The organism is Nonomuraea sp. NPDC049480 (assembly GCF_044465905.1).
Classification (GTDB): Bacteria; Actinomycetota; Actinomycetes; order Streptosporangiales; family Streptosporangiaceae; genus Nonomuraea.
Map to the genome: position 1 here is coordinate 81,623 of NZ_JBITMD010000034.1, position 15,315 is coordinate 96,937.

The following is a 15,315-nucleotide window of genomic DNA, read 5'->3' on the forward strand; positions in this document are numbered from 1 at the left end:
CTCAGGAGCGGAAAGCGGCGGCGTTCTCGGCGGCCCACTGGGCGAACGTCCGCCCCGGACGGCCGGTGACCTTCTCGACGGTGGGCAGGACGACGGAACTCGCGCCGGGCGGATCGGCGCCGAGCTGGACGGCGAACTCGATCATGTCGTCGCCCTCGCCTGCCGCCCGCATCGACGCCCGGTACTCCTCCTCGCTCAGCTCCTCGAACCGGATCTCGCGCTCCACGGCGTCGCCGAGCAGGCGGACCCGCTCGGCGGGGGTCAGCGCCTCGGGCCCGGTCAGCATGTACGCCTGCCCGGCATGCCCGTCGTCGACCAGCGCGGCCACGGCCACGGCGGCGATGTCGGCCTCGTGGACCACGGCTCCGGGATGGTTGCCGAAGACCCGTACCACGCCTTCCTCGCGGATGGACGCGGCCCAGTCGTAGGCGTTGGCCATGAACTCCACGCACAGCAGCTGCGTCCAGCCGAGGTCGCCGGCGCGCAGCGCCTCCTCGACCGAGGTCTCGTCCCAGCTGCTCAGGACACTGACCCGCCGCACGCCGGCCTTGGCGGCCAGCGCGACGATGTCGGGGCCGGTCGGGAGCGGCGCGTGGTCGTCGCCTCCGAAGGTGATCAGATGCAGGGCGGTCACGCCCTCGAGCGCCGGCGCCAGGGTCTGCGGCGCGGCCAGGTCGCCGCAGGCGACTTCCACGGAGGCGGGGAACCGGGCCGCCGCGGGGTTCCGGGTCAGGGCGCGAACCGGTGCGCCGCGCTCGACGAGCTGCGCCACGATCTGGCGACCGACCGTCCCCGTCGCGCCGGTCACGAGAATCGTCATGAAGAACCTCCTGGTCAAAACGCTTCGATGTCTCGACCAGGAGGCGCTACACGGGAAATAGCGGCCGCTAATCGTCATGAGATCGATCACGGTGATACCGGAAGGCCGCGGCTCCAGGAATGGTCAGTGCCGGCGGAGGGGTGCGGCGAGGTGTTCTGGGCATGCCCCCGGGCCCGGCAGGACGTTGAAGATCGCTAGCTCGGGAAGAGAGACGCCTTTCCCGGGGAAACGGCGGCGCTTATCGTGGTGCCTTCTCCCCATACGCCATTGACAGTGAGGCGGCCGCCCAGGCCGGCGAATTCGGCCCGCCGCCGGCGCAGACGGGCCTCGAACACCTCCACCGGTATCCCGGCGCCGTCATCGCTGACGGTCAAGCGCAGCCCGCCGGCGGCCACGGTGAGGGCGATGGAGACGGTACGGGCCGATGCCTGCCGTTCCACCTCCTCCAGGGCATCACGGATCGTGCCATGGACGATCTCGGCGATCACGGCGGGAAGCGGCTGCTTCGGCAGCGCCCATATCTCCACCGTGATCCCGGTCTGCAGCGACCATTCCGCCAGGTGGTCCGCCAAAGCCTGTGGGGCTGTGCGACTGCTTGTTTCGAGTTCCCCATGTGAGCTATTGATCATCTGCTTCTTCCATGCTCGTCACTGATCGAGTGCGCCTGAGCGGGCCGTACGGAGTGGCTGCGGGAACGGTCATCGCCGGAGCCACGCCCCCTATCGGGCCATGGCCACGCGTGCCGGTCATCCGGTCACCACGCTGTCGCAGAGTCGACGCATCGGCTGATGCCGCACCCTTCTCAGTCGCATTGCTTGAGGGGGACCCCCGGCTGCGGGGGAAACCGAGACCATCAACCGGGCTAGGGGACCGCCTGGAACGAGTGATCGAGACATGCCGCCAACGTACAGATCCGCGGGCGGCGTGAGATCAAACCGGGGGTGGACTTCGGCGTCAACTCTGGTGGTAGGCGTCCTTGGCGTCCGCCGTACGCGCGACACCCCTGTCAGGGGCGCGAGGAGGTTTCCCTGCCAGGGGTGATGAGGCCGGATTCGTACGCCAGCGCCACGACCTGGGCGCGGCTGGTGAGGTCGAGTTTCGTCATGGCGCGGTTGAGATGGGTTTTGACGGTGGCTTCGCTGACGCGCAGCCGGGTGGCGATCTCGGCGTTGGACAGCGCACGCGCAACCAGTTCGAGCACCTCGGCCTCGCGGGCGGTGAGGAGGTGCAGCGCCGGCGAGAGGAGGGCGGCGGGCGGGCCGGGCTGACTGGTGTAGGCCTCGATCAGGCGCCGGGTGACGCTGGGTGCGAAGAGCATGTCACCCGATGCGACAGTGTGGATGGCGGAGATGAGTCGTTCGGGCGGGGTGTCCTTGAGGAGGAACCCCGAGGCACCGATGCGCAGGGCGTCGTAGACGTACTTGTCCACGTCGAAGGTGGTCAGAATGAGCACCCGGGGCCGATGGTCGCTCTCCGCGGACAGGATGCGCTCGGTCGCCGCTACCCCGTTCATGCCCGGCATTCTGATGTCCATGAGGATGACGTCGGGTCGGGTGGCCGCCGCCTGGTCGACGGCTTCCTCGCCGGTCGCCGCCTCTCCGACGACGTCGAGGCCGGGGACCGCGCGCAGCAGCGCCGCCAGGCCCGCGCGGACGAGGATCTGATCATCGACGACAAGTACCTTGATCATGTGTTCGGCTCACCGTGTGACTGAGGAGGGTTGGTCGTCCGGGCGCGGGGACGACAGGGGCAGGGCGGCCACGACCTCGAATCCGCCTGACGGCTTCGAGCCGGCTGCGACCGTTCCCTTGTAGAGCTTGACGCGTTCGCGCATGCCGATCAAGCCGTGACCGTTCCCCTCCGGGGTGGCGGCCGCCCCGCGCCCGTCATCGGTGACGCGCAGCTCCAGCTCGTCGCCGTAATGGAGCGACACCCACGCCGTCGCCGGGCCCGCGTGTTTCAGCACATTGGTGAGGCACTCTTGAACGACGCGGTACGCGCACAGGTCGATCCCGGGCGCCAGCGGGCGTACCGTGCCAGTGATCGACACCTCGACCGTCAGACCCGCCGAGCGCACCCGTTCCACCAGCTGGTCGAGCCGTTGCAGGCCGGGTGCGGGATCATAGCCGTCCGCGTCGTCGTCCACGTCGATGCGCAGAACGGACAGCAGGCGTCTCATCTCCCCCATGGCCTCGCTGCCGGTGTCGGCGATGGTGGTGAGCGCGCCGCGCGCGGTGTCAGGATCGGAGCCGAGGACGTACCGGGCGAGCCCTGACTGGATCACGATGACCGACATGTGGTGCGCGACCACGTCATGCAGCTCACGGGCGATGCGTACCCGTTCCTCGGTCACGGCGCGACGAGCCTTGTCCTCCTGCTCGTGGCGCAGCCGTTCGCTGAGGTGGGCCAGCCGCCTGTTGCGCTCGACCAGCATCCGGGTGCTGTTGCCGAACGTCCAGGCGACGGCGACCATGATGCTCGTCTGCGCGAGATTCGGCCAGATGAATGCGTGCGGGCCGAGGAACGCCGCGTGCCACAAGGCGACGGCCGGCGCCAGGACGCACGGGACGGACACGGCGGGCGGTCGCCGGCCGGCCACGGTGTAGAGCGCCAGAAGCGGGGCCACCGAGTTGAGCCTGGCATCGTAACCGGCCGCGTGGAAGACGATCGCGGCGGCGCAGGAGATCATCAGCACGGTGACCGGGGCACGCCGGCGCCAGGCCGGCGCGAGGTTGGCCACAAGTGTCAACACCACGCCGGCGACGTCCAGCGAGCGCCCCGCATAGCCCGCATCGGCCGAGCCGCCGGACAAGACGAGGCCGAAGGTCAGGGTGACGGCGGCGACCACGGCGCTGAACAGCAGATCGGTGAGGAAGGGGTTCATCACGGCGAGCCGTCTGAGGGACGACAACACCTTTGCGCGCATCAGCGCATGCTAGCCGCGACCGGCCGCGTCACTCATCACTCGCGCGGCTGACCGCCGCTGCAACCTGGGCGGTATACGCGCGGCACCGTACCGCAGCAGGTTGACGGCTCGGGTGGAGCCGAGGACGGCATCGTCCTTGGGCGCGGCGGTCAGCGCCTCTTCGACGGGCTGGACACGACCCACCTGCGGCTGGTGCGGTCCACGTGGCTCGCCTCCGGCATCGTGGTGCTCGTCCACGAGCCGAAGCCATGACCGCACGCCTGCGTGGCAGGGGACCGGCCGGGGCGGGTGGCGGTCGTCCGGGCGATGCCCGCCATCCCCGTGTGGCGGGCATCGCGCCAGGCCCGGGTCACGCCCCTGCGGTCACCCGCCCACCGCCACGGTGTACTCGCGGGTGACGGGAGCGCTCAGCTTGTCGTGGTCTCTGAGCTGGACGGTGAACCGGTACGACCCGGCCTTGGCCGGCGTGCCGGTGACCGCGCCCGTGAACCGGTCGAGGCTCAGCCCCTCGGGCAGCGCCCCGCGCACGACCTGCCAGTCGTAGAACGGCACCCCGCCCTTGGCCCGCAGCCGCTGGTCGTAGGCCGCCCCCGCGGTGGCCGCCGGCAGCTCGGCGGTCTCGATCGAGGGCTTGAGGAACGGGGTGAGGTTCCGGTTCAGCTTCCAGCCGGCGTTCTCGGCGATCAGCAGTGTCAGCTTGGTCAGCTCCCACCTCCGGGTCGGGAAGTGGTGCCGCCAGCCGCCGTTCTGGCCGCTGAGCCGGTCCCAGTACGGCTCGTCGCCGGGCACGTGGTAGCTCGTGTCCAGCGGGACCGGGTAGCCCTGGTAGTCGATGACGTCCTGGTCGTCGCGACCCTTGGAGGCGACGTAGCCGGCCATGCCCTTCCAGTCGCTGTGGAAGGCGACCGCGTGGCCGTACTCGTGCATGACCAGGCCCTGCACGTCGATGTACTGGCCGAGGTCGCTCTTGTACCAGTCCTCGTCCCTCAGCGACGTGAACAGCTTCATGAGCTGCTCGTCGTACTCCAGGATCATGCTGGTCGAGCGGTGGTACGGGGTCGGCCGGCCGTTCTGGGTGTGGAACTTGCCGTTGACCGTGGGATAGCCGGTCGAGTACGGCGTCTGGATGCCGCGGAAGAACACGTACATGCCGTTGTACGGCTTGGCGTTGCTCGCCTCGACCTCGTTCTGCCAGTCGTCGCCCGGCAGCCGGTTCACCTCGTCGCCGGCCGGGACGGTGTCGAACGGCTCCAGGTCGAAGAACGCGAACCAGTTCCTGACCGCCCGCTCGGCCGCCTTGCGCACGCCGGGGTCGGAGAAGTAGCCGGTGATGTCGTCGTACCGGTAGTCGAAGTCGATGGGGATCGTCGGCTCCAGCGGCGTCTTCTCGTCCTGCTGCACCCGGATCGGCATGGTCTGCGTGCGTTTGGCGCCGGTGGCGTCGGTGGTCCGCATGACCCACTGGTGCCGCTCGTCGCGGCCCGCGCCCTGCTTGGAGTGGATGGCCAGCCGTACGACCTCGCGGTCGTACGGCCCGGTCAGCGTGAACGACTTGGTCGCGCCGGTGGCGGTCAGCTCGCTCGGCGTGTTCAGCATGAGCCTGGAGGTGCCTTTGGCGTGCAGGTCCACCTTCAGCGGATAGGTGATCCCGGGCACGCGCGGCGCCCGGACGGTCAGCTCGACGTACGGGTTGGCCAGGTAGCCCTGCCAGTCCACGAGCTGGACGCCGTAGTCGTTGACCTTGCGGAAGAAGATGTCGTAGACCTCCAGCGCGGGCGCCTCTCTGGGGGCGGCGAGGCTGGGGGAGGGGAGGGACAGCGCGCCCGCCAGGGCGGCGAGCGCGCCGAGTGCTGCGACCTTCCTCATGGAAGCCCTTCTAGGTGTTGGCCTTGACTTCGAGCAGCCCGACCGAGGCCTGCCCGCTCTGCAGCGCGACCCTGAGCCTGGTCGTGGTCACGGGGCTGAACGTGACGCGGTTGTAGGCGTTCAGCGCGGCCGGGTACGTGCCCGGGATGTCCGCATAGGCGGTGCCGTTCCAGTACTGCAGCTTCCAGGAGGCGGGCAGGCGCACGCCGCCGCCGTCGTCGAAGAAGTACACGTCGGCGGATCTGAGGGTCTGGGCCGACGGCCAGGTCAGCTCGGCCCATTGGGCGCCGGTGTTCGGCCAGGTGCCCCAGCGGCGGTTGACGGTGTCGTTGGAACTGGGCGGGTCGATACCGTCGTTGATCGCTGCCACGCTCTCCCAGGGCGAGGTGTACGAGGCCGACGGCGTCGCGCTCCCGGCCACGTTGGCCGGCGTGCCGCCGCCGTTCCCGACGGTCAGCGTGAACGTCCTGGTCACCGGTGTACTCAGCCGGTCGTAGTCCCTGAGCTGGACGGTGAACGTCGACGTGCCCGCCGTGGCCGGCGTGCCGGTGATGGCGCCGGTGAAGCGGTCGAGGCTCAGCCCGGCCGGCAGCGAGCCGCCGGTGATCTGCCAGTCGTAGAAGGGCACGCCGCCCTTGGCCTGGAGCGTCTGCTGGTAGGCGGCGCCCGGCGTGGCCTGGGGGAGCGAGGTGGTGACGATGGACGGCGGCAGGAACGGGGTGAGGTTGCGGTTGAGTTTCCAGCCGGCGTTCTCGGCCACGAGCAGGGCCAGCTTGGTCAGCATCCACCTGCGGGTGGGGAACAGGTGGGTCCAGCCGCCGCTCTGCCCGCTGATGCGGTCCCAGTAGCGCTGCTCGCCGGGGATGTGGTAGCTGCTGTCGAGCGGCACGGCGTAGCCCTGGTAGGCGGCCACGTCGGGGTCGTTGCCGCCGCCCTGCACGTACGAGCGCATGCCCGCCCAATCGCTGTGGAAGGCGACCGAGTGGCCGTACTCGTGCATGACCAGGCCGTGCACGTCGAGCACCGAGCCCTGGATCTCCGTCTTGTACCAGTCCTCGTCGGCCAGGGAGGTGAACAGCTGCTTGTTCGCCTCGTCGTACTCGAAGATCATCGCGGTGGAGCGGTGCAGCGGGCCCGGGAGCTGCTGGCCGTTCCTGGTGCTGTAGCGACCGTTGGCGGCCGGATAGCCGGTCGAGTACGGGGTCTGGATGCCGCGGAAGAACACGTACATGCCGTTGTAGGCCGACTGGTTGGTGACGTTGATGGTGTTCTGCCAGTCGTTGCCCGGCAGGTGGTTCGGCTCCGCCCCGGCCGCCACCGTGTCGAACGGCTGCATGTCGAAGAATCTGAACCAGTCCTTCACCGCCTCCTCGGCGGCGGTTCTGAAGGCCGGGGCGTTGAAGTAGCCGGTGATCGTGTCGAACCGGTAGTCGAACGCGATCGGCAGGCTCGGCTGCAGCGCGGTCTTCTCGTCCTGCTGGACGCGGATCGGCATGGACTGCTGGTACGTCGCGCCGCCCGCGTCCCTGATCGACAGCCTCAGCGTGTAACTTTCATCCTCGCCCGGGCCGCGCTTGGAGTGGATCGCCAGCCGGAACGGCTTCTGCTCGGTGGCGCCGGCGAAGGTGAGGGTCTTGGTCGCGCCCGTCGCGGTGAGCTGGCTGGGCAGGTCCATCATGAGCCTGGAGGTGCCCTCGGCCTTCAGGTCGACGGTGACGGGGTAGCGAACGTCGGGCGGGGGTTTGACGCTGAGCTCGACGTACGGGTTGGCCAGGTAGCCCTGCCAGTCGACGAGCTTGACGCCGTAGTCGTTGACGGTCCTGCCGAACATGTCGACGACCTGGGCGGTAGGGGCGGCGTGCGCGGGTTGTGGCACGCCGCCGGTGAGTAAGGAGGTGAACAGGACTGCCGCTACGGTGATTCGCCTGGCGCCCTTCGCGGCTTTCTGGGCGCGGCCGCATCCTTGGTCCATCCGGACTCCTCGAAGGATGGGAATAGGGTTTCCCACGCGCACAGTAAGGTGTTACACAGCACCGGTCAACCTCCGGTGCCGGCCCGGCGTCCGGGCCTCACGCCTGGCGGCACGGGCCCCGGTCCATCGGACGCCGGAGACTCTCTGATCTACAATGTAAAGGCGTCAGGCTGACGCGCGCCGCGTCGATTCTCGCAGGACCAGGCTGGCGGGGACGATGGTCACCCCGCCTCCGGACGGCCGGCCGCCCATGGCGTCCAGGATGTGCCGGGCCGCCAGGCGCCCGATCTCGCCGAGGTTCATGTCCACGGTCGTCAGCGGCGGCCGGCACCCCAGCGCCATCGGCTCCCAGTTGTCGAACCCCACCAGCGCCACGTCCTCCGGCACACGCCGCCCCCGCTCCCGCAGCGTCTCGGCCACCCCGCGGGCGATCTGGTCGCTGCCGCAGAAGATGGCGTCCACGTCGGGCGCGGCGTGCAGCAGCACGTCGGCCCCCTGCCGGCCCCACTCCTCGCTCCACTGCCCGAACAGGATCTCCCCGGCGGGTTCGAGGCCGGCCTCGGACAGGGCGGTGGTGAGCCCGTGGGCCCGGCGCCGCGCCGCCTGGAAACGTTGCGGCCCCGTGACGTGCCCGATCCGCGTGCGGCCGGTGGCCAGCAGGTGACGGGCCGCGAGCGCGCCGCCGCCCTCGTCGTCCGGGATGATGGACACATCGGACTCGTCGGTGGACTGCGTCATGGCGTACACGACGGGGACGGGCAGGTCGCGGCCGATGCCGGGGCGGGGCTCGGTGCGCCGGCCGGTGACGATGACGCCTTCGACGCGCCGGGCGAGCAGCCGCTCGACGTAGTGGCGTTCTCTGATCGGGTCGTCGCGGGTGTCGCACATGAACACCGAGATCTGGCCGGCGCCGAGCGCGTCCTCCGCGCCCAGCATCACCGGGATGCTGAAGCGGCCGAAGCTGTCGCCCGTGACCAGGCCGACGGTGTAGGTGCGCCCGGCCAGCAGTCCCTGGGCGAGCGCGTTGGGGCGGAAGCCGAGTCGTTCGGCGACGGCGAGGACCCGGTCGCGGGTCTCGGTCCGCATGCGGCCACGGCCGTTGAGCGCCTTGGACGCGGTGCCGATCGACACGTTCGCCGCCGCCGCGACGTCCCTGATCGTGACGGTTTTCGTTGTCCCTTCGGGCGGGCTGGTCAACCGGATTCCCCCTTTCGCGGACACACGTTGAGGCGCGGGATCGTCTCTTGACCCGTGATGTATCACACTTTACTCTCCGATTGAGAAAACCTATTCCCATGTTTTCTCAATGAGGGGTCAGGAGCTCGATGGAACAGATCGTTGGTCCCGCCGTTCCCTCCGGCCAAGCGGTGTGGCGGCCGATCGGCATCCGGGACGTCGCCATCACCGGCGGGCCTTTCGCGCGATGGCAGCGGATCAACCACGAGGCGAGCATCCCGCTGGGCCTGGAGCAGATGGAGCGCTCGGGCGCGCTGCCCAACCTGCGCCGTGCGGCGGGGGAGGGTGACGACGGGCCTTTCCAGGGTTACCGGTTCCAGGATTCCGATCTCTACAAGCAGCTCGAGGCCGTCGCGTGGGAGCACGCCCGCGCCCCGGAGCCCCGGTACGCCGAGTTCGTGGAGCAGGCGGCAGCCGTGCTGACCAGGGCGCAGCGGCCCGACGGTTACCTCAATTCGCACTACCAGGTCGTCAAGCCGGACAAGATCTACGCCGAGCTGGAGTACAGCCATGAGATGTACTGCGCCGGCCACCTGTTCCAGGCGGCGGTGGCGGCCGCGCGGGCGGGCGTCGGCGACAGCCTGCTCCCGGTGGCGCGCCGCCTGGCCGATCACCTCGTCGAGGTGTTCCTGACCGGCGGGAACGACGGCATCGACGGTCACGCCGAGGTCGAGACGGCGCTGGCCGAGCTGCACCGGCTGACCGGTGAGCGCGCGTACCTGGACCTGGCGGCCAAGCTGATCGACAACCGCGGCAAGGGGCTGATCGCCGACAGCGGCATGGGCCCGCTGTACGCGCAGGACCACCTGCCGGTGCGGGAGTCCGGCACCGCGGCCGGGCACGCCGTGCGCCAGCTCTACCTGGAGTCCGGCATCGTCGACGTCTATCTGGAGACGGGCGACGAGTCGCTGCTGGAGTGCTCGGTGCGCCGGTGGGAGGACATGGTCGCCACGAAGACGTACATCACGGGCGGCCACGGCGCGCGTCACGACGGCGAGGCGTTCGGCGAGCGGTACGAGCTGCCCTCCGACCGTGCCTACAGCGAGAGTTGCGCGGCCATCGCGAGCATTCACTGGAACTGGCGGCTGCTGCTGGCCACCGGCCAGGGCCGGTACGCGGACCTGATCGAGCGCACGCTCTACAACGCCTTCGCCGCCTCGACCTCGGCCGACGGCGTCCGCTTCTTCTACGTCAACCCGCTGCAGCGCAGGAACGATCTCGTCGAGGACGCTTATCTGGGGCGGCGCAGGGAGTGGTTCGCGTGCGCCTGCTGCCCGCCGAACATCATGCGCCTGGTGGCGTCCCTCGGCGGCTACCTCGCCACCGAGACGGACGCCGGCCTTCAGCTGCACCAGTACGTTCCCGGGTCCATCGACGCGGGCGGCGCCCGGCTGCGGGTCGACACCGAATACCCGTGGGACGGCCTGGTTCGCATCACGGTCGAGGAGGCCCCGGCCGGCGTGTGGGAGCTGGCGCTGCGCCTTCCGTCGTGGAGCGAGTCCACCTACGTCAACGGCCGGCTCGCCAGCCCCGGCAATGACGGATATTTCCGTATCCGTCGGCCTTGGACCAGCGGCGACACGGTGGAGCTCCAGCTCGACCTGACGCCCAGGCTCATGCATCCCCATCACCGCATCGACGCCGTCAGGGGCAGCGTGGCGCTCCAGCGCGGCCCCCTCGTCTACTGTTTCGAGCAGGCCGACCAGCCCGAGGGCGTCGAGGTGGACGACCTCGCCATCGCCCCGGGGGCCGAGCCGCGCGTGCTGGCCGGGCAGGACCTCGAAGGTGCCGGCCGCACTGTGCTCATCGAGATCGACGCCGTCGCCGTGGACCAGCCGCGCGACGGTCTCCCGTACACCGCCAAGCCCTCGGCGACCAGCACCCGCGTGACCGCGACGGCCGTCCCGTACTTCCAGTGGGACAACCGGGACGGCGGCGCGATGCGGGTCTGGATCCCCCTCGCGTAAGGAAGAACGTCGATGAGAAGACGCGACCTGTTAAGGCTGGGCGGTCTCGCCGCCCTCGGCACCACGGCGGCGGCCTGCGGCGGCTCCGGGTCCAGTTCGGCCGGGAACACGCAGCTGCAGTTCATGTTCTGGGGCTCGACCTTCGAGAAGGCGGCCGTCGAGCGCATGCTCAAGCAGTACGAGCAGAAGAACGCCGGGGTGAAGGTCAAGCCGCTGTTCACCCCCGACGAGTACGACGTGAAGCTCAACACGCTCGTGGCGAGCAACCGGCTGCCGGACCTGGGCTACGTGCCGATGTCGATGTCGTTCCGCCTGGGGGAGCAGGGCAAGCTGGTCAACCTGTTCCCGTACCTGAAGAAGTATCCGCAGCTGGCCGGCTATCTGCCGGACGCCTACCTGTGGACCGGCCAGGACAAGCTGCACGGCGTCGCGACGGCGAACGAGTCGATGCTGCTGTGGTTCAGCAAGTCCGCCGTCGCCGCGTCGGGGGTCACGCCGCCCGCCGTCGCCGCGTCCGCCTGGACGTGGGATCAGATGGTGGAGAACGCTTACAAGCTCACTGTTGACCAGAACGGCAAACATCCGGACGAGTCGGGCTTCGATCCCCAGCAGATCAAGCAGTTCGGCATCTCCATCAGCTTCACCTACGGCGCCGCCTGGTACGGGCTCCTGCGCGGCAACGGGGGCGACTTCGCCGACGAGGCGGGCAAGACGTGCACGCTGGATTCGCCCGAGGCGATCGAGGTGTTCCAGAACCTGCAGGACCTGGTCTACAAGCACCGGGTCGCGCCGGGCCCCGGCCAGCTCGCCGCCACCGGGGACGAGGTGCCGGGCACCAACATCCTGCTCAAGACGAAGCGGGTGGCGATGGTGGTGGACGGCCACTGGAGCCTGCTCGACATGAACGAGAGCAAGGTCGACTACGGCATGGCTGTGCTGCCCAGGTACGAGGAGTCGTTCACCGCCACTCAGGTGGCCGGCGCCTCGGCGGTGTTCGCCGGCGGCAAGCACGAGCAGGAGGCGGTGGAGCTGCTGGCCTTCCACAACGACCCGCGCTACGTCGACCTGTTCGCCAAGGGCCTGTGGATGCCGCAGGAGAAGAAGTACTACGAGGATCAGGCGGCCATCGACTCCTGGACCAAGAACGCGCAGCACCCGCCGGAGTTCCGGACCGCGGTCGTGGACTACGCCCGCGACCACGGCGTCCCCGACCTGCGCAACCGCGTCAAGAACATGTCCGCCATCTCCAGCGACGTGCTGACCCCCGCCCTGCAGGAGCTCGAGACCGGCAAGCGCCCGGCCGCCGAGATCCTCAAGGCCGCCGCACCGAAGATCACCGGCATGCTGCAGGGCTGGCACCACACCCAGGACCTTTGATGCGCCGCCTGGAAACCCGCTGGGGCATCCTGATGGCGTTGCCCGCCATCCTCGGGTTCCTGATCTTCACGATCGGCCCGATGGTCGCCTCGGCGTTCTTCAGCCTGACCGACTGGACGATCGGTGCGAGCCCGTCGTTCGTCGGGCTGGGCAACTACGCCGCGATGGCCCGCGACGAGCTGTTCTGGAAGTCGCTGACCACGACCACGTACTACACGCTCGGCTCGGTGCCGCTGGTGCTCATCATCAGCTTCGCCGTGGCCATGCTGCTCAACCAGAAGGCCCGCGGCCTCGCGGTGTGGCGGACGATCTTCTACCTGCCGACGCTGGTGCCCGCGATCGCCAACGTCGTGCTCTGGATCTGGATCTTCAACCCGGACTTCGGGCTGCTCAACTCCCTGTTGCGGCAGGGTGGGCTGCCCGCCTCGCAGTGGCTCTACGCCGAGTCCACCGCGGTGCCGTCGCTGATCATCATGAGCACATGGGGTTTCGGCAACACCATGGTGATCTTCCTGGCCGGGCTGCAGGGTGTGCCGCGGCATCTGTACGAGGCCGTGTCGATCGACGGCGGCGGCCCGTGGCGGCGCTTCTGGCACGTGACGCTGCCGATGATGACGCCGACGATCTTCTACAACCTGGTGGTGGGCGTGGTCGGCACGTTCCAGGTGTTCAACCAGGCGTACGTGATGACCGAGGGCGGCCCCAACCACGCCACCCTCTTCTACGTCTACTACCTGTTCCGCAAGGCGTTCACCGAGAGCGAGATGGGCTACGCCAGCGCGCTCGCCTGGACCCTCTTCATGATCATCATGGTGGTGACGTTCCTGATGTTCAGGAACGCCCGCCGCTGGGTCTATTACGAGATGGCGGGTGCCCGATGACCGCCGTGGCGGCCCCGGACGATACCCGTGCGCGCGGCGTGGCCCCCACCCAGGGGCTGCGCAGACGCCGCAGGTACGGCCGGGTGCTGCTGTACGCCGCCCTGCTGGCCGGGGCGATCCCGACGTTGTTGCCGTTCGTGTGGCTGGTGCGCAGCGCGCTCATGCAGGACGCGCAGATGTTCGTCTCGCCGCCGCAGTGGATCCCCGCGCCGTTCCAGTGGTCGAACTTCGGCGAGGCGCTGACCACCCAGCCGTTCGGCCGGTACTTCGTCAACACGCTGGTGATAGCCGTCATCAGCGTCCTGGGCACGGTGCTGACCTGCTCGGTGGCGGCCTTCAGCTTCTCCCGGCTGCGCTGGCGGGGGCGGGACGTGGTGTTCGCGCTCCTGCTGAGCGGCGTGATGCTGCCGTACGCCGTGACGCTCGTCCCGACGTTCGTGATGTGGCAGGAGCTGGGCGCGCTGGACACGATCGCGCCGCTCACCGTGCCGAGCTGGTTCGCCGGGGCGGGCGGGGGAGTGTTCAACATCTTCCTGCTGCGGCAGTTCTTCCTGACGATCCCCTTCGAGCTGGACGAGGCCGCCTACATCGACGGGGCCTCGCCGTGGCGGGTGTTCTGGACGATCGTCCTGCCGCTGTCGAAGCCCGCGATCATCGTGGTCACCATCTTCACCTTCATCGGCACCTGGAACGACTTCCTCGGGCCGCTGCTCTACCTGCAGAGCGAGGAGAACTACACGCTGTCGCTGGGGCTGGCGTCGTTCCAGAGCATGTACCTGACGCAGTGGGGGTATCTGATGGCGGCGTCGGCGGCCGTGATCGCGCCGATCATCGCGCTGTTCTTCTTCCTGCAGCGGTACTTCATCGAGGGCGTCACGCTGACGGGGATCAAGAACTAGCGACCCGGCCAGGCGGCCGGCCGGCCGCGACGGTGTCCCCGTCGCCGCGCGTCAGCGGCGGGGGCCGGTGCTTTCGCGGACCACCAGCTTGGTGGCCAGCTCTACCCGCATGGTCTCGAGTTCCTCGCCGGCGATCCGCTGGAGCACCATGCGCGCCGCCACCGCCGTCATCTCCGCGAGGGGCTGCCGCACCGTGGTGAGCCGGGGCGTCACCCACTCGGCGAACGGCAGGTCGTCGAAGCCCACCACGCTCACGTCCTCGGGCGCCCGGAGCCCGCGATCGTGCAGCGCCCGATAGGTTCCCAGGGACTGGTGGTCGCTTCCCGCGAAGACGGCCGTGGGCGGATCCGGCCGGCCGAGCAGGTCGAGGGCGTGGTGGTAGGCCAGCTCGTGGCCGAAGTCGCCGTGCCGTATCAGCTCGGGGTCGAAGGCGATGCCCGACTCCTCGAGCGCGGCGCGGTAGCCGTCCAGGCGGGCACGCGCCGACAGGCGCTGCGGCGGGCCGCCGATCATGGCGATCCGCCGGTGGCCCAGGTCGAGGAGATGGCGGGTCGCGATGAAACCGCCGGGCCAGTTCGTGGCGCCGACGGACGGCACGTCGGGGCCGGGGTCGGCCGCGGGATGGACGACGGCGAACGGCAGGCCGAGGCGGCGCAGCTCACGCTCCTGGGCCGGGGAGAGCTCGGACAGCACCAGGATGGCCCCGAGGGACCCGCGGTTGGCCAGCGCGTCGAGCCATTGCCTGGCCAGCCGGGAGCGCCCGTGGACCGCCGAGACCACCAGGCCCATCCCGGCCCGCTGGACGACCTCCTCCGCGCCCCTGATGAGCTCGACGGCCCACGGGCTGTCCAACTCGTTGATCACGAACTCGACCAGCCCGCCGGCGTATTCCTGCCGGCCGGGAGCCGTGTAGCCGTTGAGGCCGAGCAGGCGCTGGACTTTGGCCCGGGTTTCCGCCGAGACGTCCGACCTTCCGTTCAGGACCTTGGACACGGTCGAGACGGACACGCCGGCTTGCTCGGCGATGTCAGACATCCTGCTCCGACGTCGCACTCTACGAAACCTCCGCGAAAGTCGCCCAGATGCTGGAGAAGCCTGACATGGCCGTGTTTTCCACGCAAGTCAGCCTTGACGGACATCGGATGTTTCGCTTACGTTGCCAGGAACTCTCAGAAGTTGCGAAAGGTATCGCAACTATCCCCCCGGTCTGAGGTGCCGCATGAGAATCCCTCTCGTACTCCTCCTGCTCGTGAGCGCCGCAGCCTGTGGCGGAGGCCCGGCCGCCGAAAGCTCGGAGGAGTTACTCGTCTGGGTGGACAACACCCGGACGCCCGCCGCCAAGCAGTACGCCGGCGCGGAGAAAGGATGACC

At 69.3% G+C, this 15,315-nt stretch carries 14 protein-coding genes; 5 read left to right on the plus strand and 9 right to left on the minus strand.

The genetic code is table 11. From position 1 onward, the window contains the following. Nucleotide 1: 1 nt before the first annotated feature. The 8 genes from ACIBX3_RS53365 to ACIBX3_RS53400 form a co-directional block, all read right to left on the minus strand. Nucleotides 2–820 (minus strand): NAD(P)H-binding protein, encoded by an 819-nt coding sequence (locus tag ACIBX3_RS53365; protein ID WP_397128472.1) that lies wholly within the window; start codon nt 818–820, stop codon nt 2–4. A gap of 194 nt (nt 821–1,014) precedes the next feature. Continuing rightward, nucleotides 1,015–1,392 carry a hypothetical protein gene (locus ACIBX3_RS53370; RefSeq protein WP_397128473.1) on the minus strand — a complete coding sequence of 126 codons (378 nt, stop codon included), beginning with the start codon at nt 1,390–1,392 and terminating at the stop codon, nt 1,015–1,017. A gap of 434 nt (nt 1,393–1,826) precedes the next feature. After that, on the minus strand, nt 1,827–2,510 hold the full coding sequence (locus tag ACIBX3_RS53375) for a response regulator (RefSeq protein ID WP_397128474.1): 684 nt from the start codon (nt 2,508–2,510) through the stop codon (nt 1,827–1,829). A 9-nt stretch (nt 2,511–2,519) separates the two neighbouring features. Then, complete coding sequence (locus ACIBX3_RS53380; RefSeq protein ID WP_397128475.1) at nt 2,520–3,746, minus strand: sensor histidine kinase; 1,227 nt, start codon at nt 3,744–3,746, stop codon at nt 2,520–2,522. A gap of 149 nt (nt 3,747–3,895) precedes the next feature. Beyond that, the gene (locus tag ACIBX3_RS53385) at nt 3,896–4,099 is read right to left on the minus strand and encodes a hypothetical protein (protein WP_397128476.1); all 204 of its coding nucleotides are present in this window, start codon (nt 4,097–4,099) and stop codon (nt 3,896–3,898) included. Between the two features lie 10 nt (nt 4,100–4,109). After that, the gene (locus tag ACIBX3_RS53390; RefSeq protein WP_397128477.1) at nt 4,110–5,612 is read right to left on the minus strand and encodes an Ig domain-containing protein; all 1,503 of its coding nucleotides are present in this window, start codon (nt 5,610–5,612) and stop codon (nt 4,110–4,112) included. Between the two features lie 10 nt (nt 5,613–5,622). Then, nucleotides 5,623–7,584, minus strand: a complete 1,962-nt coding sequence (locus ACIBX3_RS53395; protein ID WP_397128478.1) for an Ig domain-containing protein — start codon at nt 7,582–7,584, stop codon at nt 5,623–5,625. Nucleotides 7,585–7,749: 165 nt separating this feature from the next. After that, entirely contained in the window at nt 7,750–8,781 is a 1,032-nt protein-coding gene (locus tag ACIBX3_RS53400) for a LacI family DNA-binding transcriptional regulator (RefSeq protein ID WP_397128479.1), read from the minus strand. A gap of 128 nt (nt 8,782–8,909) precedes the next feature. Here ACIBX3_RS53400 and ACIBX3_RS53405 point away from each other — a divergent pair, with 128 nt between their 5' ends. Genes ACIBX3_RS53405 through ACIBX3_RS53420 form a run of 4 tightly spaced genes read left to right on the plus strand, consistent with a single transcriptional unit; the run spans nt 8,910 to nt 13,944 of the window. Beyond that, the gene (locus tag ACIBX3_RS53405) at nt 8,910–10,787 is read left to right on the plus strand and encodes a glycoside hydrolase family 127 protein (protein WP_397128480.1); all 1,878 of its coding nucleotides are present in this window, start codon (nt 8,910–8,912) and stop codon (nt 10,785–10,787) included. 12 nt (nt 10,788–10,799) lie between these two features. Next, nucleotides 10,800–12,164, plus strand: a complete 1,365-nt coding sequence (locus ACIBX3_RS53410) for an extracellular solute-binding protein (protein ID WP_397128481.1) — start codon at nt 10,800–10,802, stop codon at nt 12,162–12,164. Then, nucleotides 12,164–13,045 carry a carbohydrate ABC transporter permease gene (locus tag ACIBX3_RS53415; protein WP_397128482.1) on the plus strand — a complete coding sequence of 294 codons (882 nt, stop codon included), beginning with the start codon at nt 12,164–12,166 and terminating at the stop codon, nt 13,043–13,045. Before ACIBX3_RS53410 ends, ACIBX3_RS53415 begins: the two co-directional genes overlap by 1 nt. Beyond that, nucleotides 13,042–13,944, plus strand: coding sequence for a carbohydrate ABC transporter permease (locus tag ACIBX3_RS53420; protein ID WP_397128483.1), 903 nt, complete (start codon nt 13,042–13,044; stop codon nt 13,942–13,944). Before ACIBX3_RS53415 ends, ACIBX3_RS53420 begins: the two co-directional genes overlap by 4 nt. Nucleotides 13,945–13,995: 51 nt before the next feature. On the opposite strand, the gene ACIBX3_RS53425 is transcribed toward ACIBX3_RS53420, so the two are convergent. Beyond that, a complete protein-coding gene (locus tag ACIBX3_RS53425) occupies nt 13,996–14,979 on the minus strand; it encodes a LacI family DNA-binding transcriptional regulator (protein ID WP_397128484.1) in 984 nt (327 codons plus the stop codon). Between the two features lie 184 nt (nt 14,980–15,163). On the opposite strand from ACIBX3_RS53425, the gene ACIBX3_RS53430 reads away from it, so the two are divergent. Further along, entirely contained in the window at nt 15,164–15,313 is a 150-nt protein-coding gene (locus tag ACIBX3_RS53430) for a hypothetical protein (protein WP_397128485.1), read from the plus strand. The last annotated feature ends 2 nt before the right edge of the window (nt 15,314–15,315 follow it).

Bases quoted from the DNA above. Each gene is read 5' to 3' on its own strand.
- ACIBX3_RS53425 (WP_397128484.1), bottom strand. From the start codon at position 14,979: ATGTCTGACATCGCCGAGCAAGCCGGCGTGTCCGTCTCGACCGTGTCC.
- ACIBX3_RS53395 (WP_397128478.1), bottom strand. From the start codon at position 7,584: ATGGACCAAGGATGCGGCCGCGCCCAGAAAGCCGCGAAGGGCGCCAGG.
- ACIBX3_RS53390 (WP_397128477.1), bottom strand. From the start codon at position 5,612: ATGAGGAAGGTCGCAGCACTCGGCGCGCTCGCCGCCCTGGCGGGCGCG.
- ACIBX3_RS53380 (WP_397128475.1), bottom strand. From the start codon at position 3,746: ATGCGCGCAAAGGTGTTGTCGTCCCTCAGACGGCTCGCCGTGATGAAC.
- ACIBX3_RS53415 (WP_397128482.1), top strand. From the start codon at position 12,164: ATGCGCCGCCTGGAAACCCGCTGGGGCATCCTGATGGCGTTGCCCGCC.
- ACIBX3_RS53375 (WP_397128474.1), bottom strand. From the start codon at position 2,510: ATGATCAAGGTACTTGTCGTCGATGATCAGATCCTCGTCCGCGCGGGC.
- ACIBX3_RS53405 (WP_397128480.1), top strand. From the start codon at position 8,910: ATGGAACAGATCGTTGGTCCCGCCGTTCCCTCCGGCCAAGCGGTGTGG.
- ACIBX3_RS53420 (WP_397128483.1), top strand. From the start codon at position 13,042: ATGACCGCCGTGGCGGCCCCGGACGATACCCGTGCGCGCGGCGTGGCC.
- ACIBX3_RS53410 (WP_397128481.1), top strand. From the start codon at position 10,800: ATGAGAAGACGCGACCTGTTAAGGCTGGGCGGTCTCGCCGCCCTCGGC.
- ACIBX3_RS53430 (WP_397128485.1), top strand. From the start codon at position 15,164: ATGAGAATCCCTCTCGTACTCCTCCTGCTCGTGAGCGCCGCAGCCTGT.
- ACIBX3_RS53365 (WP_397128472.1), bottom strand. From the start codon at position 820: ATGACGATTCTCGTGACCGGCGCGACGGGGACGGTCGGTCGCCAGATC.